Raw genomic sequence first — 17,101 nt, 5'->3', positions numbered from 1 at the left:
GGACGCAGCAAACGTGGGGACGGACACGCTGCCGGAGCGCGCGCAGCCGCGGCACGGACGGCGAACGGTGCAGCCGAGCGGCGTGGAGCGCCGACTGGAGCCCGATGACCTGATCGTGTCGAAGACCGACCTGCGCGGGGTGATCACCTACGCCAACGAGTCGTTCCTCCGGGTCTCCCGGTACGCCGAGGACGAGGTGCTGGGGCAGCCGCACAACCTGATCCGGCACCCCGACATGCCCCGCGGGGTCTTCGCGCTGCTGTGGGACACCGTCGCCGCCGGCCAGGAGGTCTTCGCCTACGTGGACAACCTGGCCGCCGACGGCGCCAACTACTGGGTGCTCGCCAACGTCACGCCCACCTTCGACCCCGGCGGCACGGTGATCGGTTACCACTCCAGCCGCCGGGCGCCGGCACCGCAGGCGATCGCCGGGGTGCGCCCGGTCTACGACCTGCTGCTGACCGAGGAGCGGCGCCACCCGAACGCCCGGGCAGCGACCGCGGCGTCCTCGGCGCTGCTGAGCTCGCTGCTGGCCGAGCGGGCGATGAGCTACGACGAGTTCGTCTGGTCGCTGATCGGTGAGGGAGGGCCTCGGTGAGCGCGCTGCCGAGGAGGCGACGGAACGGCGGGGGGCCCCGGGGCGCCGAGGAGGAGCTGGCGGTCTACCGCGCCTTCGTCCGCGAGCTGAGCGCGGTCTGCCGGGCCGCGGCGGCCGGTGACCTGGAGGCCCGCAGCCGTGCGGTGGACGGCTCGGCGGACGTACCCGAGCTGCGCGAGCTGCAGCACGGGGTGAACCAGCTGCTGGACGTCTCCGACACCTTCGTCCGGGAGGCCGGGGCCGCCCTGACCTCCGCCGCGAGCGGCCGGTTCCACCGTCGGGTGCTGCCCGCAGGGCTGCCCGGCACCTTCCGCCGCAGCGCCGGCGTGCTCAACCAGGCGGCCGAGGCGATGCGCGCCTCCGCCGGCCGGGTCACCGAGGCGCAGGCCACCCGCCTGCAGCTGGCCGACGAGTTCGAGTCGGTCGTGCTGGCCATGTCCGAGCAGGTGGCCACGGCCTCGACCGAGCTGAGCGCCTCGGCTGCCGGGCTGACCGGAGCCGCCGGTTCCGCGAGCACCGAGGTGCGTCGGGCCGGGGAGACGATCACCTCGCTGGAGGCCTCCTCCACCGAGATCCAGCAGGTGATCGCGCTGATCGACGCCGTCGCCGCGCAGACCCGGTTGCTGGCGCTCAACGCCACCATCGAGGCGGCCCGCGCCGGCGAGGCGGGCAAGGGCTTCGCCGTCGTCGCCTCCGAGGTCAAGGACCTCGCCGACCAGACCGCCAGTGCCACGGAGCGGGTCACCGCCCAGGTGGAGTCGGTGCGTGCGGCCTGCGACGACGTCGCCGAGGTGATGAGCAACGTCGGGACGACGGTCGCGGACATGACCGGGCTGGTCGACGGCATCACCACGGCCGTGGACGGCTCACCCGCACTGGGCCAGGACGGCGGCGCCTCCCCCGGCCTCTCCCAGCTGGCCGAGCAGCTGCGGTCGCAGATGACCGGCTTCCTCGGCGAGATGCGCGGCTGACCTCCACACCCGCCCGGAGTCAGCTCGTGCGCGAGGCCAAGCTCGTCTCCCGGCGCCACAGCCGCAGCACCAGCAGGCCGCCGATCGCCGGTACCAGGGCGCGCAGCCGCACCCGGGTCGGCACCGGCAGCTGCCAGGCCAGCACGATCACGACCAGGTAGCAGAAGCCGTGCACCGGGCCCAGCGCGGAGGCGACCGCCGGCAGGTGCACCGTCGCCAGGTTGGCCAGCAGGAGGACGAGGGACGCCGTCTCGACCGCCGCGGCGACCGTCAGCCAGCGGGTCTGCACCTCAGACCCCCGTGGTCGACCCGGGGCGCAGGATCATCAGCACCACGACCACCGCCCACAGCAGGTTGAAGGTGCCGGAGGCCATGGCCAGCCGGCGCACCAGGACGGCGGCGTCCGTCTGCCGGGTCGTCGGCGCGACCAGTGCACCCGCGGCGGACGTCGGCCCCGGGCCGCCCTCGGCCAGCTGCAGCAGCTGTCGCTGCCGGGGCAGGACGACGCCACCCAGCAGCAGCCCCGCGGCGAGGGTGAGCGCCATGGAGACCAGCACCCAGGGCTCGCCGAGCACCCCGAGGGCCGACCCCACCGCGATCCCGAAGACCGGGACGGCGAGCGCCAGCACCGCGTACACCCGGCTGATCCGGTGCAGCAGGTGCACCGCCGGGAGTGCTGGGGCCGCGGTCTCCTCCTCCAGCGCGAGCCGGGCGTAGCGGGGGAACAGGCTCACCGCCACGGTCACCGACCCCACGAACACGATCGCGGCCACCACGTGGACGCTCAGCAGGAACCCCGCCATCGACTGCTCCTCTCGGTCGCCGCGGATAGTATCAGCCCGACTGAAACTAGGGACGGTCTGCGGTGCTGGAGGCTGCAAGGATGGGGCGCTCCGCCGTCCGGGCGGTGGACCGAGGGAGACCCACGTGACCGACCCGACCGCGCCGGGTGCCGCGGAGCCGCCGGCGACGAGCCCGGCCGTGCTCCTCGTCGCCCTGGGCCGGGAGGTCGAGTCACGGCTGGGTGCGGCGCTGGAGGCCAGCGGCCTGTCGCTGCGGCTGATGGGCGCGCTCGGCCATCTGGCCCGGCAGCCCGGGCTGTCCTACACGGAGCTCGCCCGCCGGGCCCGGGTGACCCCGCAGAGCATGCACGCCACGGTCGCCGCGCTCATCGAGGCCGGCGCGGTCGCACCGGCGGGGCCGGGCCGGGGGAAGCGGGCGCTGCTCGAGGTGACCGAGCAGGGCCACCGGCTGCTCGCCGCCGGCCAGGCCGCGATCACCGCCGTGGACGTCGAACTGCGCTCGCTGGCCGCGCTCCCCCCGGACGGCGACCTGTTCCGGCTGACGACGGAGCTCTCCCGCCGTCCTCCGCCGGCCCCCTGACCCGCCTCGGGGACCTCAGCCGAGGGCGGCCGCGGCGGGGAGCCAGTCGATCCGGCCGCCGTGGGCGGCGGTGTACGCCAGCGGCTCGCCGTCCAGGGCCAGCAGGAAGCGGGCCTCGTCGTCGGCCGGCGGCGCGGGCAACCGCTCCCGGACGGCGGGCAGCACGCCCACCCCCTCCTGGGAGACCCAGCGCACCGGCAGCCCGGTGACCAGCTCGGTGAACGCCTCCTTCGCCGGCGTCGGCAGGTAGGCCAGCACCGCGGTGTGGAAGACGACGACGGTGGCCTCAGCCGGCATCGCGGCGACCAGCCCGGGCAGCTGCTCGACCAGGTCGCCCCGCCGGATCTCCGCCGGCTCCCGGGCGGCGATCGCGGCCGCGGCGGTGAGCCGGTCGCGTCGCTCGTCCATGCCCGGCCAGATCAGCGCCTGCAGCCAGGCGACGTCGTCGGGGTCCGCGGGGTCGAGCGGGTTCAGGTCGATGCCGGCCCGGCGGACGACCTGCGGCACCTCCGTCGGCACCGGCCCACGCCCGGTCACCGCACACCGCAGCTGCACGGGGCTCGAGGCGGGCCCGACCCGGACGTCGTCGTACGCGTAGCCGTACCGGTCGGGGTACAGGCACAGCCCGGCCGACGCGCCCACCTCGATCAGCGCCAGCGGCCCGGGCAGGCCGGCGAGCACCGGCAGCAGCGCTGCGCAGCGGGCGGCCTCGTTGGTCTGGGTCGCCCGGGCCAGCATCGTCGCCCGCAGCCGGTCGGCGTCGCCGGTGACCCGCTCGTGCAGCTGCCCGCCGTCGGCCGGCGGGCCGCCGTACAGGTACTGCAGCGCGCCGAGCAGCAGGTTGGCCTGCCGCTTGGGCCGCGGCAGGGTGCCCAGGAAGGCCAGCACCTCGGCGTCCTCGGCGACCGCGGCAGCGAGCTCGGCGTACCGCGGCGAGACCGGCGCGGCCTCCACCTGGGCGAACCACCGGTAGTGGTCGGCCAGGTCGGTCAGCTCCTCGTCCAGGGACCTCATGTGGTGGTCAGGTCGCGCGGGGCGGCGGCGAAGCGGGCCAGGTCGTCGCGGGTCGGCTCCACCAGCACCCGGCCGTCGGGGGTGAGCACCACCGGCGCGGACGCCTCCTCGACCCCGAGCTCGGCGAGCAGCCGGGCGGCGGCGTCGTCCTCGGCCGGGTCCAGCCAGGTGTGCGGGACCCCGTCCTCGGCCAGCTGGGCCCGCAGCTCGGCGCTGGCCGGCCAGCGCCGGTCGCCGACCACCCGCAGCCCGCTCGCCTGCCCGATGAGCATCGCCCGGCGCAGCAGGAACGACCGGGTGATGACGTCGGCCAGCCCCCGGTCCCGGGTGAAGACGGCGCGCAGCTGCTCCAGGCTGAGCACCAGCACCTCACCGTCCTCGGCGGCCACCAGCGAGCGCACCGGTCGCTGCCCGGCCAGCATGTTCAGCCCGCCCAGGAACCGCCCCGGGCCGTGCACGGCCACCACCCGCTTGCCGCCGTCCGGCCCGCCGTCCAGCGGCCCCTCGACCACCGCGACGGCGCCGGCGAGGACGACGAAGAAGTCGAACTCCGCCTGCCCCGAGCGCAGCAGCACCTGCCCGCGGGTGGTGCTCAGCCGGCGCCCCACCCGCCGCAGCACGGCGGTGTGCCCGTCGGACAGCCGTGGCGAGGCGCCGTCCTCCGGCGTCTCGGCGAGGCGCTCGCCCGGCAGCACGTCCATCGCGGGCAGCTGGGCGGCCGGGGAGAGGGCCACCGACGACCGCGCCGGGGTGACCAACTCGGCCGCCGGCAGCAGGCTGCCGTGGCCGGGCCCGCGCGGGTCGGAGGCGACCAGCGCGGCGGCGAGCGCCTCGGTGGTGGTCGGGCCGTCGTGCCCGACACCGTTGACGAAGAACGTCGGGGTGCCCTGCACCCCGCTGGCCTCCGCACCGACGACGTCGGCGCGGACCCGGGCCGCGTGCGTGCCGCTGCCCAGCTCCTCGGCGAAGCGGCCGAGGTCCAGCCCGAGCGCGGCGGCGTGGTCGAGCAGCTGGTCGGCCTCGAGCTGGTCCTGGTGGGCGAACAGCCGGTCGTGCATCGCCCAGAACGCGCCCTGGGCGCCGGCGGCCTCGGTGGCCTCGGCGGCGAGCTCGGCGTGCGGGTGCACGTCGGGCAGCGGCAGGTGCCGGAAGACGTAGCGCAGGTCGTCGCCGAACCGGCGGCGCAGCTCCTCGACCACCCCGGTCGCCCGGCCGCAGAACGGGCACTCGGCGTCGCCGTACTCGACCAGGGTCAGCGGCGCGTCGACCGGGCCACGGAGGTGGTCGACCTCCGGGTCGACCGGCGGGTCCAGCTGCCGGGGCCCGGTGCTGGCCACCTGCGGCGAACGTCGTCCCAGCGCCCAGAACCAGACCGCGCCCAGCGCGGCGGCGGCGACGCCGGCGGCCAGGACGCCGACCATCGCCTCCTCGCGCAGCACCGGGTCGTCGAAGGCCAGGTCGGCGACGAACAACGACACGGTGAAGCCCAGGCCGGACAGCGCCGCCCCGCCCCACACGCTGCCCAGCGACACCCCGGGCGGCAGCGAGCCCATCCCGAACCGGACGGCGAGCGTGGACGCCAGCCCGATGCCGACGAACTTGCCGACGACCAGGCCCACGAAGACGCCGATCGTGATCGGGGAGGTGAGCGCCCGGTCCAGCAGCTCGGTGTTGAACTGCACCCCCGCGTTGGCCAGCGCGAACACCGGGACGACGACGTACCCGCTCCACGGCACCAGCAGCGCGCCGATCCGCTCGTTCGGCGAGATCGCCCGCTCCACCGACAGCTTCGCCCGCCGGGCCAGCGCGACGTCGGGTGCCTGCCGGAAGGCGCGGGCCAGCGTGCCGGCGGACTCCACCTCGTCCCGGCGCGGCCGGTAGGCACTGACCAGCAGGCCCAGCACCACGCCGCCGATGGTGGCGTGCACCCCCGAGGCGTGCATCGCCAGCCACATCACCACGCCGACGGCGAAGTAGGCCGGCCCGCGCCACACCTTCAGCCGGGTGAGCAGTCCGAAGGCGACCACGCACAGCGCGGCGACACCGAGGGCGACCAGGTCGATGTCGTCGGAGTAGAAGACCGCGATCACGGTGAGCGCGCCGATGTCGTCGACGACGGACAGTGAGAGCAGGAAGACCCGCAGCTGGGTGGGGCAGCGGGAGCCGACCAGCGCCAGCGCACCGAGGACGAAGGCGGTGTCGGTGGCCATCGGGATGCCCCAGCCCTGCGCGCCGGGGCCACCGGCGTTGATCGCCAGGTAGAGCCCCGCGGGCACCACCAGCCCGGCGACCGCGCCGAGCGCCGGCACCGAGAGCCGGCTGCGCTGGGTCAGCTCCCCCATCGACAGCTCGCGGCGCACCTCCATGCCGATGAGGAAGAAGAAGAACACCATCAGGCCGTCGTTGACCCAGTGCCGCAGGTCCATGGCGACGGCCATGGAGCCCAGCTCCAGGCTGAGCTCGGTGTGCCACACCCGCTCGTAGGAGTCGCCCCACGGGGAGTTGGCCCACAGCAGCGCGGCCAGGGTGCCGACGACGAGCAGCGCCGCGCTGGACGCCTCGGTCTGCAGGAACCGGCGGGCCGGGGTGGACAGCTGGGCGAGCAGGTGACCGGTCCGGGAGGCTCGGCTCGAGGTGCGGGACGGGGACGTCACGCGCTGTTCCTACCCTGCCGATGTGACGGCGCGGAATCCGCCGGACGACCCGTCCGGCGGAACCGGCCTGCCCGCCGGACGACCGTGCGGCGGCACGGACCACCAGGAGGACCGACATGGCGGACCACGGAGCTCTCGAGGGCAAGGTCGCGGTGGTCACCGGGGCGGCGCGGGGCATCGGCCGGGCGATCGCCCTGGAGCTCGCGTCGGCCGGCGCCGACGTGGGCCTGGGCCTCCGGGACGTCGCGTCCGACGGCGGGCTCACCGGGGAGATCGCCGCGCTCGGACGCCGGGTGGTCGCCGTCCCGATGGACGTCACCGACCTGGCCCAGAGCCGGGCGGCGATCGACCGGGTGGTCGACGAGCTCGGGTCGGTCGACGTCCTGGTGAACAACGCCGGCGGCGGGGTGATGGCCTCGGCGCTGGAGCTGACCGAGGCGGACTTCGACGCCGTCTGGTCCCGCAACACCCGCTCGACGTTCTTCCTCGCCCAGCACGCCGCCCGGCACATGGCCCGGGCCGGCGGCGGGGCGATCGTCAACGTCGCCTCACAGGCCGGGCTGGTCGCGCTGCCCGGCGAGTCCGCCTACTGCACCGCGAAAGCAGCCGTCATCCACCTGACCCGGTGCCTGGCCGTCGAGTGGGGCGAGCTGGGCATCCGGGTCAACGCGGTTGCGCCGACCTTCATCGAGACGCCGGGCACCGAGCCGGCGCTGTCCGACCCGGCGTTCCGGGCCGACGTCGTCGACCGGATCGCCGCGCTGCACCGGATCGGCCGGCCGGAGGAGGTCGCCACCGCGGTCGCCTTCCTCGCCTCCCCGGCGGCCTCCCTGGTCACCGGCCACACCCTGACCGTGGACGGCGGCTGGACCGCCCGCTGAGGCCCGGGTCAGCCCAGGACGACGAGCAGGTCACCGCCCTCGACCTGCTGGACGGCGCCGATCGCGACCCGGGAGACCGTGCCGGCCCGTGGCGCGGTGATCGCGGCCTCCATCTTCATCGCCTCGATGGTGGCCAGCTGCCCGCCCGCCTCCACCGTGTCGCCCTCGGCGACGGACAGGCTGACCACCCCGGCGAACGGTGCGGCCACCTGCCCCGGGTCGCTGCGGTCGGCCTTCTCGGCGGGCTGGACGTCGGACGTGACGGACCGGTCCCGTACCGACACCGGCCGGAGCTGGCCGTTGAGCGTGCACATCACCGTGCGCATCCCCCGCTCGTCGGCGTCTGAGATCGCCTCGATCGCGATGAGCAGCCGCACGCCGGGCTCCAGGTCGACCGAGTGCTCGACCCCCTGGCGCAGGCCGTAGAGGAACTCCTTGCTCGGCAGCACCGAGGTGTCCCCGTAGGCCTCCCGGTGCTCCTGGAACTCCTTGGTCGGGCCGGGGAACAGCAGCCGGTTCAGCGTCGGCCGCGGCGCCTCCGCCAGACCCGCCAGGTCCTCGTCCGAGAGCTCCGCGGGCGGCTCAGCGGGGCGCCGTCCCTGCAGCGCCTTGGTGCGGAACGGCTCCGGCCAGCCACCGGGCGGGTCGCCCAGCTCGCCGCGCAGGAACCCGACCACCGAGTCGGGCAGGTCGAAGCGCCCCGGGTCGGCGGCGAACTCCTCGACGTCCACCCCCGCACCGACCAGCTGCAGCGCCAGGTCGCCGACCACCTTCGACGACGGGGTGACCTTGACCAGCCGGCCGAGCAGCCGGTCGGCCGCGGCGTACATCGCCTCGACCTCCTCGAACCGCTGCCCCAGCCCGAGGGCGATCGCCTGCTGGCGCAGGTTGGACAGCTGCCCGCCGGGGATCTCGTGGGTGTAGACCCGCCCGGTCGGGGCCGGCAGCCCGGACTCGAAGGGCGCGTAGACCCGGCGGACCGACTCCCAGTAGGGCTCCAGGTCGTTGACGCGCGTCAGGTCCAGGCCGGTGGCCCGCTCGGTGTGGTCGGTGGCGGCGACGATGCTGCTCAGCGCCGGCTGGGACGTCGTCCCGGCCAGCGCCGCGCTGGCGCCGTCCACCGCGTCGACCCCGGCCTGCCAGGCCGCCATCAGCGTCGCCAGCTGCCCGCCGGGGGTGTCGTGGGTGTGCAGGTGCACCGGCAGGTCGAACCGCTCACGCAGCGCGGTGACCAGCGTGGCCGCCGCCGGCGGGCGGAGCAGCCCGGCCATGTCCTTGATCGCCAGCACGTGCGCCCCGGCCTCGACGATCTGCTCGGCGAGCCGGAGGTGGTAGTCGAGGTCGTACAGCTGCTCGGCCGGGTCGGAGAGGTCGGCGGTGTAGCAGAGCGCGACCTCGGCGATCGCCGTCCCGGTCTCCCGGACGGCGTCGATCGCCGGGCGCATCTGGCTGACGTCGTTGAGCGCGTCGAACACCCGGAAGACGTCGATCCCGGTGCGGGCGGCCTCGGCCACGAACGTCGTCGTCACCTGCTCCGGGTAGGGGGTGTAGCCGACGGTGTTGCGCCCGCGCAGCAGCATCTGCAGGCAGATGTTGGGCACCGCCTCGTGCAGCGCCGCCAGCCGCTCCCACGGGTCCTCGTGCAGGAACCGCAGTGCGACGTCGTAGGTCGCCCCGCCCCAGGCCTCGATCGACAGCAGCTGCGGGGTCGCCCGCGCCACATGCCCGGCCACGGCCAGCAGGTCCTTGGTGCGCACCCGGGTGGCCAGCAGCGACTGGTGCGCGTCCCGGAAGGTGGTGTCGGTGACCGCGAGGGCCTTCTGTGCGCGCAGGTCGGCGGCGAACCGCTCGGGCCCCAGCTCGCGCAGCCGGTCCCGGGAGCCGTCCAGCGGGTGCAGCGCCAGGTCCAGCCGCGGGAGCTTCTGCACCGGGTCGACCAGGTGCGGGCGCTCACCGTGCGGGGCGTTGACCGTGACGTCGGCCAGGTAGGTGAGCATCTTGGTGCCGCGGTCGGCGGAGCTACGGGCGGTGAGCAGCTCGGGCCGCTCCTCGATGAACGACGTCGTCACCCGGCCGGCCTGGAAGTCCGGGTCGTCCAGCACCGCCTGCAGGAACGGGATGTTCGTCGACACCCCGCGGATGCGGAACTCGGCCACGGCGCGGCGGGCCCGGGCCACCGCGATGTCCCAGGTGCGACCCCGGCAGGTGAGCTTGACCAGCATCGAGTCGAAGTGCGCGCCCACCTCGGCGCCCAGGGTGGCGGCGCCGTCCAGCCGCACCCCGGCCCCGCCGGGCGAGCGGTAGGCGGTGATCCGGCCGGTGTCCGGGCGGAAGCCGTTGGCCGGGTCCTCGGTGGTGATCCGGGTCTGCAGCGCCGCCCCGCGCAGCACGATCGACTCCTGGGTCAGCCCCAGGTCGGCGAGGGTCTCCCCGGCCGCGATCCGCAGCTGGCTGCCCACCAGGTCGACGTCGGTGACCTCCTCGGTGACCGTGTGCTCGACCTGGATCCGCGGGTTCATCTCGATGAAGACGTGCCGGCCCTCGCGGTCGACCAGGAACTCGACCGTGCCCGCGCAGCTGTAGCCGATCTCCCGGGCGAAGGCGACGGCGTCGGCGCAGATCCGCTCGCGCAGGGCCGGGTCCAGGTTCGGCGCCGGGGCGATCTCGATGACCTTCTGGTGCCGGCGCTGCACCGAGCAGTCGCGCTCGTACAGGTGGATGACGTCCCCCTGCCCGTCGGCCAGGATCTGCACCTCGATGTGCCGGGGGTCGATCACCGCCTGCTCCAGGAAGACCGTCGCGTCCCCGAACGCCGACTCCGCCTCCCGCATCGCCGCCTCGATGGCACTGCGCAGCTGGTCACGCTGCTCGACCCGGCGCATGCCGCGCCCGCCACCACCGGCCACGGCCTTGACGAAGACCGGGCCCTCGATCGCGTCCGCGGCGGCCAGCAGCGCGTCGACGTCGTCGCTGGGCTCGGTGCCCTGCAGCACGGGGAGGCCGGCCGCACGGGCCGCGGCGATCGCCCGGGACTTGTCCCCGGTCAGCTCCAGGACGGCGGCGCTCGGGCCGACGAAGGTGATCCCGGCCCGCGCGCAGGCCTCGGCCAGGTCGGGGTTCTCCGACAGGAACCCGTAGCCGGGGTAGACGGCGTCGGCGCCGGCGCGCTGGGCGGCCCGGACGATCTCGGCGACGTCGAGGTAGGCCCGCACCGGGTGGCCGGGCTCGCCGATCTCGTAGCTCTCGTCGGCCTTCAGCCGGTGGACGGAGTTCCGGTCCTCGTGCGGGAAGACGGCGACCGTCCCGGCGCCCAGTTCATAGGCGGCGCGGAAGGCGCGCACGGCGATCTCGCCGCGGTTGGCGACCAGGACCTTCTCGAACACGGGCGCGTCCTCTCGTGTCGGGGGAGGGCCGGCACGCGCGCCCTCGGGGGCCGACGCTAGCGGCGCGCCCGGCTGCCTGACTGCCGGACGTTTCTGTTGTGCGCAACGCGCGTGCCCCGGCGCTGCGCCGGGTAGCCCCCCGGCGTGACCGCCCAGAGCCCGGCTGACGACGTCTCCTCCGCCCGCGAGCTGAGGGAGGTCGTGCTCGTCCTCGGCGCCTCCAGCGGCATCGGCCGGGCCAGCGCGATCGGGTTCGCCCGGCGCGGTGCCTCCCTCGTGCTGGCGTCCCGCAGCGCCACCGCCCTCGCCGACGCCGCGGCCGACTGCCGGGCCGCCGGCGCCGCGGCCGTCGAGTGCGTGCCCGCCGACGTCCTGGACGCCGAGGCGGTGCAGGCCGCCGTCGACCGCGCGACGGGCACTTTCGGCCGGCTGGACGTCGTCGTCCACTCCGCCACCGTGATGGCCTACGGCCGGATCGAGGACATGGACCCCGCCGTGTTCCAGCGGGTGGTCGACACCGCCGTCCAGGGCACCTTCCACGTCTTCCAGGCGGTCGTGCCGGTGTTCCGCGCCCAACGCCGGGGCTCGCTCGTCGTGGTCAGCTCGCTGCTCGCCTCGATCACCGCCCCGACCATGAGCGCCTACGTCACCGCCAAGTGGGGCCAGCTCGGGCTCATCCGGACACTGCAGCAGGAGCTCCGCGAGCTGCCCGACGTGCACGTCTCCGCCGTCGCCCCCGGCGGCGTCACCACACCGATCTACGACCAGGCGGCCACCGTGCTCGGCAACGGCGCCCACCCGCCGCCGCCGGTCTACACCCCGGAGCGGGTCGCCCGGGCCGTGCTGGACCGGGTGGCGAACCCGCGCCGGCTCAAGCAGTCCGGCTTCGCCAACCCGGTGATCATCGCCGGGTTCCGGCTCTTCCCGCCGGTGTTCGACGCCCTGGTCGGCCCGCTGCTCAAGGCGTTCAGCATGGGCCGCGATCCGGTGCCGCCGACCACCGGCAACGTGTTCGCGCCGGTGCCGGAGAAGGAGGCGACGCGCGGCAGCTCCTGGGGCATCTGACCCCGGTCAGAGGAGCCCGGCGACGTGGGCCAGAATCGCCACCTGCACGCGGTTGGCCGTGCCCAGCTTGGTGAAGACCCGCGAGACGTGGGACTTCACCGTCGCCTCGCTGAGGAACAGCTCCTTGCCGATCTCGGCGTTGGACAGGCCCCGCCCCACGGCCAGCAGCACCTCGCGCTCCCGGTCGGTGAGGGTCTCGATCCGCGCCCGCGCCTCCTGGCGGCGGACGTCGGCGCCCGTGTCGGTGTAGCGGGTGATCAGCCGCCGGGTGGCGGTCGGGGAGAGCATGGCCTCACCGGCGGCGACCACCCGGACCGCCTGGACCAGCTCCCGCGGTGGCGTGTCCTTGAGCAGGAAGCCGCTGGCCCCGGCCTGCAGCGCACCGAAGACGTGCTCGTCCAGGTCGAAGGTGGTCAGCACCAGCACCCTGGGGGCGTCGGAGCGGGCAGTGAGCGCGGCCGTGGCGGCCAGCCCGTCCATCCGCGGCATCCGCACGTCCATCAGCACGACGTCCGGCCGGTGACGCAGCACGGCCTCGATCGCGTCCGCGCCGTCCCCGGCCTCACCGACCACGCGCAGTTCCGGGGCGCTGGCCAGGACGGCGCGCAGACCGGCGCGCACCAGCGCGTCGTCGTCGACCAGCAACAGGCGCACGGGCTCGGCCGCCGACCCGCTCATGGAAGGTCTCCGTCTCCGCGATCGGGCCAGGGCAGGTCGGCGTGCACCAGGAAGCCGTCGGGCTGCGCTCCCGTGCTGAGCCGGCCACCCACCAGCTCCACCCGTTCGCGCAGCCCCAGGAGGCCCAGGCCGGCCCCGGGCACCAACGGTGCCGCCGCCGTCGCCGGGGCGCTGTTGTGCACCCGCACCTGCAGACCGCCGCCCGGTTCCCCGGCCAGCAGCACGGTGGCCGTGCCACCGGCGGCGTGCTTGTGCACGTTCGTGAGGGCCTCCCGCACGACCCGGTGCGCGGTGCGGCCGACCAGCGGGGGCGGGGTCTGCCCGGTCGGCAGGTCGGTGTGCAGCTGCACCGCGACACCTGCCTCGGCGCTGGCCCGGACCAGCCGGTCGACGTCGGCGAGGGTGGGCTGCGGCAACAGCTCCGCCTCGGCCGGATCGACCGGCTCGGGCAGGCTGGTGTCGGCGCGCAGCACCCCCAGGACCGTGCGGAGCTCCTCCAGGGCCTGCCGGGCGGTCGTGCGGATGAGGGCGGCCGACTCCTCGACCTCCGCCGGGCCGGCCGCCGGGTTCACCTCCAGGCCGCCGGCGTGCAGCGCCACCAGGGACATGCGGTGCGCCAGCACGTCGTGCATCTCCCGGGCGATGCGGGTGCGCTCGGCCTGCCGGGTCTGCTCGACGCGCAGCCGCTGCTCGGCCTGGGTCTGGGCGACCCGCTCCTGCAGCGACTGGACCAGGTCGCGGCGGGCACCGAGGTAGGCACCCAGCAGCGCCGGGAACCCGATCATGACCACCGCGAAGGCCGCCGTGACCGCGGCGTACAGGGGATCGGCGAACACCAGGTCGAGCCCGATCTCGGTCGCGCCGTTCACCACCAGGGCGACCAGCGCCGCGGCCACCACCAGCGCCAGCCACCGGTCGCGGTGCCGGATGGCCACGGTCAGCAGGGCCAGCCAGAGCGGCAGCCACGAGCCCCCCACGGCCACGACGACGCAGCCCAGCAGCGCCACGCGCACCGGGTACCGCCGTCGCCACCACAGGGCGACGGCGACCGTCAGCGTGCCCAGGGCCTGCAGCCACGTCCCGGTGGGGATGTCCGCCACGGGCCCCTCGCCGACGAACAGGGTGGCCGCCCCGAGCACACCGAGCGCCACGAAGGCCAGGTCGCGCAGCCGCGCCCAGGGCCACCGGCGGCCACCGGCCACCTCGACCACCGACCCGTCACCCGTCTCCACGGGCAGTGAGCCTAGAGATCATCCGGCTCCGCGACGTCCACCGACGGGCTGAGGAGCGGGCCGATGACCTGCGACTTTCGTAGTAGGGAGCCGTGTACCTACGGGCGATGCCCACACCCCCCGGCGCCGGACAGGCTCGTGCCATGCACGACACGCAGACGTCCACCGTCCACCTCGACCCGGAGAACTGGCCCGTCCGCGCCGTGGGCACCGACGCCATGGCCGTCCTCGGTCTGGTCTTCGCCTTCGTGTTCTTCCCGCTCGGCATCGTCTTCAGCGCCCTGGGCCTGCGCAACACCCGCCGGGACGGCACCCGCGGCCGCGGTCTCGCCCTCGCCGGGATGACCATCTCGCTGCTGCAGGTGGTCGCGGTCGTCGGGCTGGTCCTCTGGGCCGCCTTCGGTGCCGGCTCCTGATGGCCGGGTACGACGCGGCCTGGAGCGGTACCGAGAGCGCCAGCGTCCTGGCCGCCCGCCAGCTCGCCGAGGAGGCCCGGCAGCAGCGGCACCACCCCCGCCGCCGCCCGCCGCGCCGTCGCCCGCTCGGCCGACGGGCTCCCGACGAGTGCGCAGTTGTGGTCGTCGACACGCGCCGACGCGCCGGGCTCGGCGACCGGTACTGACCTCTCGGCGCCCGCGGGGCGTCGGGGAGGATGGGCCGGTGACCTCCCTCCGCACCGCCTTCTCCGCCGAGGTCACCGCCGCCGCCACCCGGCTGGCCGGCGTCGCCGAGCGGACGCCGCTGCAGCGCAACGCCCGGCTCTCCGAGCTCACCGGCGCCGCCGTGTGGGTCAAGCGCGAGGACTTGCAGGTCGGCCGCTCGTACAAGGTGCGCGGCGCCTACAACACCATCAGCCAGCTGGACGCCGCCGGGCGGGCCGCCGGTGCGGTCACCGCCAGCGCCGGCAACCACGGCCAGGGCGTCGCCTACGCCTGCCGGGTGCTCGGTGTCCGGGGCCGGGTCTTCGTGCCCGGGACGACGCCGCGGCAGAAGCGGCAGCGGATCGCCGCGCTCGGCGGGGACATGGTCGAGCTCGTCGTCCACGGCGACACCTACGACGACGCAGCGGCCGCCGCGACCGAGCACGCCACGATGACCGGGGCCGCCCTGGTGCCCGCCTTCGACGCGCTGTCGACCGTCGCGGGCCAGGCCACCGTCGCGTGCGAGCTGCTCGAACAGCTGGACAGCCCGCCGGACGTCGTCGTCCTGCCGGTCGGTGGCGGCGGGCTGCTGGCCGGCTGCGGCACCTGGCTGCGCGAGCACGCGCCCGGCGTCCGGCTGGTGGGGGTCGAACCGGCCGGGGCGGCGAACATGGCCGCAGCGCTGGCCGCCGGCCGGCCGGTGGAGCTGGCCGAGATCGACACCTTCGTCGACGGCGCGTCGGTGCGCCGGGCCGGTGACGTGACCTTCCCGCTGGTGCGCGACTCGGGTGCGGAGCTGGTGACGGTGCCCGAGGGGCAGGTCTGCACCGAGATGCTCGACCTTTACCAGGTCGACGGGGTGATCGCCGAGCCCGCCGGCGCGCTCGCCAGCGCGGCGCTGACCGGCGGTCAGGTCGTCGTCGAGCCCGGCCAGACCGTCGTCACCCTGCTCTCGGGCGGCAACAACGACGTCAGCCGGTACGCCGAGGTGGTCGAGCGGTCACTGGTGCACCGTGGCCTCAAGCACTACTTCCTGGTCGAGTTCCCGCAGGAGCCCGGGGCGCTGCGCCGGTTCCTCGACGAGGTGCTCGGCCCGGACGACGACATCGTGCTGTTCGAGTACGTCAAGCGGGACAACCGGGAGACCGGGGCGGCGCTGACCGGCATCGAACTGGGCAGCGTCGCTGGCCTGGCCCCGCTGCTGGCCCGGATCGAGGCCGGTCCGCTCAAGATCCAGCACCTGGCGCCCGGCACGACCGCCTACCGCTTCCTGGTCTGACGAAGGGCCCCCGTTCTCTGGGAACGGGGGCCCTTCCAGCAGGTCACCAGGTCAGGGCTCGACGGTGACCTTGATCGCCTCGCCGTTCTTCACGATGGAGAAGGCGTCGAGGACGCGGTCCAGCGGCAGGCGCGCGGTGATCAGGTCCTTGACCGGCACCTGACCGGTGGAGATGTACTCCAGCGCCCGCTTGTTGTGCTCCGGCGCGGACCCGTTGGCGCCGTGGATGTGCAGCTGGCGGTAGTGCACCACGTTGGAGTCGCAGGTGATCGTCGGGTTCGTCTTCGGCAGGCCGCCGAAGAAGGAGATCCGGCCGTTGCGGGCGGCCATCGCGATGGCCTGCTCCTGGGTGACGTTCGCCGCCGTCGCGGTGATGATCACGTCGGCGCCCCGGCCGCCGGTGAGCTCCAGGACCCGGGCGACCACGTCGACCTCGGCGCCGTTGATCACCTCGTCGGGCTGGACGGCGTCGGCCGACATCTTCAGCCGCTCGGCGTTGACGTCGACCAGGATGACCGTGCCGACCTTGTGGACGCCGCGGGCGATGCGGATGTGCATGCACCCGATCGGGCCCGCGCCGAAGACGACGAGGGTGTCCCCCTCCTCGATGTCGAGGAGCTCCTGGGCGTTGATGGCGCAGGCGAACGGCTCGGCGGCCGAGGCCTCGTCGTAGCCGACGTTGTCCGGGATCCGGTTGAGGCCGTCCACCTTCAGCACCTGCTGGGGGACGATCATGTACTCGGCGAACCCGCCGTCGTACTGGTAGCCGACCGAGGTCTGGTTCTGGCACACCGCCATCCAGCCCTTCCGGCACTCGTGGCACTCCCCGCAGGGCACCGCCGCGATCACCTGCGCCCGGTCGCCCGGGGCCCAGTGGCTGCCGTAGGTCGCATTGACGTCGGCGCCGACCTCGACCACCTCACCGGCGATCTCGTGCCCGATGGTGCGCGGCGGGGAGAGGTTCTGGTGGCCGTTGTGGAAGATCTTGACGTCGGTGCCGCAGGTGGAGCAGTTCTTCACCTTGAGCTTGATCTCGCCCGGGCCGCACTCGGGCTCCGGGACGTCCTCGAGGCGCACGTCTTCAGGGGCGTAGAACCGCAGGGCCTTCATGTCGTCCTCCGAGTGCTGTGTCAACGGGTGGTGTGTCGACGGGTGTCGTGTGGACCGAGGGCCTGCCGACGCCGTCCCAGGTGTGGCCCACTGCTGGTGTCTCTGGTCACTCTAAGACCCCTCTCCACGCCCGGTTGCATGGTTCTCCGTGCGAACGTGTGGGTTTCATGCCACTTGACCCCGGTCTCCGGGGTCTATATACAGACATTCAC

16 protein-coding genes are annotated in these 17,101 nt (G+C 74.5%); 8 read left to right on the top strand and 8 right to left on the bottom strand.

Annotation, left to right across the window (positions count from 1 at the left end):
* Window positions 1–82: 82 nt before the first annotated feature.
* Both O2W53_RS08365 and O2W53_RS08360 read left to right on the top strand, forming a co-directional pair.
* Window positions 83–598: a PAS domain-containing protein gene (locus O2W53_RS08365; RefSeq protein ID WP_269162598.1), complete on the top strand. Its 516-nt coding sequence runs from the start codon at window positions 83–85 to the stop codon at window positions 596–598.
* Window positions 595–1,569 (top strand): methyl-accepting chemotaxis protein, encoded by a 975-nt coding sequence (locus O2W53_RS08360; protein ID WP_269162597.1) that lies wholly within the window; start codon window positions 595–597, stop codon window positions 1,567–1,569. Before O2W53_RS08365 ends, O2W53_RS08360 begins: the two co-directional genes overlap by 4 nt.
* Before the next feature lie 19 nt (window positions 1,570–1,588).
* Here the strand turns inward: O2W53_RS08360 and O2W53_RS08355 are convergent, their stop codons facing one another.
* The gene (locus O2W53_RS08355; RefSeq protein WP_269162596.1) at window positions 1,589–1,858 is read right to left on the bottom strand and encodes a hypothetical protein; all 270 of its coding nucleotides are present in this window, start codon (window positions 1,856–1,858) and stop codon (window positions 1,589–1,591) included.
* Window position 1,859: 1 nt separating this feature from the next.
* On the bottom strand, window positions 1,860–2,372 hold the full coding sequence (locus tag O2W53_RS08350) for a hypothetical protein (RefSeq protein ID WP_269162595.1): 513 nt from the start codon (window positions 2,370–2,372) through the stop codon (window positions 1,860–1,862).
* 124 nt (window positions 2,373–2,496) lie between these two features.
* On the opposite strand from O2W53_RS08350, the gene O2W53_RS08345 reads away from it, so the two are divergent.
* The gene (locus O2W53_RS08345; RefSeq protein WP_269162594.1) at window positions 2,497–2,952 is read left to right on the top strand and encodes a MarR family winged helix-turn-helix transcriptional regulator; all 456 of its coding nucleotides are present in this window, start codon (window positions 2,497–2,499) and stop codon (window positions 2,950–2,952) included.
* Window positions 2,953–2,967: 15 nt separating this feature from the next.
* On the opposite strand, the gene O2W53_RS08340 is transcribed toward O2W53_RS08345, so the two are convergent.
* The gene (locus tag O2W53_RS08340; RefSeq protein WP_269162593.1) at window positions 2,968–3,966 is read right to left on the bottom strand and encodes a DUF2332 domain-containing protein; all 999 of its coding nucleotides are present in this window, start codon (window positions 3,964–3,966) and stop codon (window positions 2,968–2,970) included.
* A complete protein-coding gene (gene nhaA, locus O2W53_RS08335) occupies window positions 3,963–6,620 on the bottom strand; it encodes a Na+/H+ antiporter NhaA (RefSeq protein WP_269162592.1) in 2,658 nt (885 codons plus the stop codon). Before nhaA ends, O2W53_RS08340 begins: the two co-directional genes overlap by 4 nt.
* Before the next feature lie 116 nt (window positions 6,621–6,736).
* Between nhaA and O2W53_RS08330 the strand changes: the two genes are divergently transcribed.
* Complete coding sequence (locus tag O2W53_RS08330) at window positions 6,737–7,501, top strand: SDR family NAD(P)-dependent oxidoreductase (RefSeq protein WP_269162591.1); 765 nt, start codon at window positions 6,737–6,739, stop codon at window positions 7,499–7,501.
* Between the two features lie 8 nt (window positions 7,502–7,509).
* Here O2W53_RS08330 and O2W53_RS08325 read toward each other — a convergent pair whose 3' ends face one another.
* A complete protein-coding gene (locus tag O2W53_RS08325; RefSeq protein ID WP_269162590.1) occupies window positions 7,510–10,884 on the bottom strand; it encodes a pyruvate carboxylase in 3,375 nt (1,124 codons plus the stop codon).
* 144 nt (window positions 10,885–11,028) lie between these two features.
* On the opposite strand from O2W53_RS08325, the gene O2W53_RS08320 reads away from it, so the two are divergent.
* Window positions 11,029–11,949, top strand: a complete 921-nt coding sequence (locus O2W53_RS08320; RefSeq protein WP_269162589.1) for an SDR family NAD(P)-dependent oxidoreductase — start codon at window positions 11,029–11,031, stop codon at window positions 11,947–11,949.
* Window positions 11,950–11,955: 6 nt separating this feature from the next.
* Here the strand turns inward: O2W53_RS08320 and O2W53_RS08315 are convergent, their stop codons facing one another.
* Window positions 11,956–12,627 carry a response regulator gene (locus tag O2W53_RS08315; protein WP_269162588.1) on the bottom strand — a complete coding sequence of 224 codons (672 nt, stop codon included), beginning with the start codon at window positions 12,625–12,627 and terminating at the stop codon, window positions 11,956–11,958.
* Window positions 12,624–13,859 (bottom strand): sensor histidine kinase, encoded by a 1,236-nt coding sequence (locus tag O2W53_RS08310; RefSeq protein ID WP_269162587.1) that lies wholly within the window; start codon window positions 13,857–13,859, stop codon window positions 12,624–12,626. The genes O2W53_RS08315 and O2W53_RS08310 overlap by 4 nt, the downstream gene beginning before the upstream one ends.
* Before the next feature lie 143 nt (window positions 13,860–14,002).
* Here O2W53_RS08310 and O2W53_RS08305 point away from each other — a divergent pair, with 143 nt between their 5' ends.
* Genes O2W53_RS08305 through ilvA form a run of 3 tightly spaced genes read left to right on the top strand, consistent with a single transcriptional unit; the run spans window position 14,003 to window position 15,779 of the window.
* A complete protein-coding gene (locus O2W53_RS08305) occupies window positions 14,003–14,275 on the top strand; it encodes a DUF4190 domain-containing protein (protein WP_269162586.1) in 273 nt (90 codons plus the stop codon).
* Complete coding sequence (locus O2W53_RS08300) at window positions 14,275–14,481, top strand: hypothetical protein (protein WP_269162585.1); 207 nt, start codon at window positions 14,275–14,277, stop codon at window positions 14,479–14,481. The genes O2W53_RS08305 and O2W53_RS08300 overlap by 1 nt, the downstream gene beginning before the upstream one ends.
* Before the next feature lie 38 nt (window positions 14,482–14,519).
* Entirely contained in the window at window positions 14,520–15,779 is a 1,260-nt protein-coding gene (gene ilvA, locus O2W53_RS08295) for a threonine ammonia-lyase IlvA (RefSeq protein WP_269162584.1), read from the top strand.
* A 51-nt stretch (window positions 15,780–15,830) separates the two neighbouring features.
* Here ilvA and O2W53_RS08290 read toward each other — a convergent pair whose 3' ends face one another.
* Window positions 15,831–16,889 (bottom strand): zinc-dependent dehydrogenase, encoded by a 1,059-nt coding sequence (locus O2W53_RS08290; RefSeq protein ID WP_269162583.1) that lies wholly within the window; start codon window positions 16,887–16,889, stop codon window positions 15,831–15,833.
* Window positions 16,890–17,101 lie beyond the last annotated feature (212 nt).

This window comes from Modestobacter sp. VKM Ac-2978 (assembly GCF_026968025.1).
In the GTDB taxonomy this organism is placed as follows: Bacteria; Actinomycetota; Actinomycetes; order Mycobacteriales; family Geodermatophilaceae; genus Modestobacter.
This window is presented reverse-complemented; position numbering and strand designations above follow the sequence as displayed.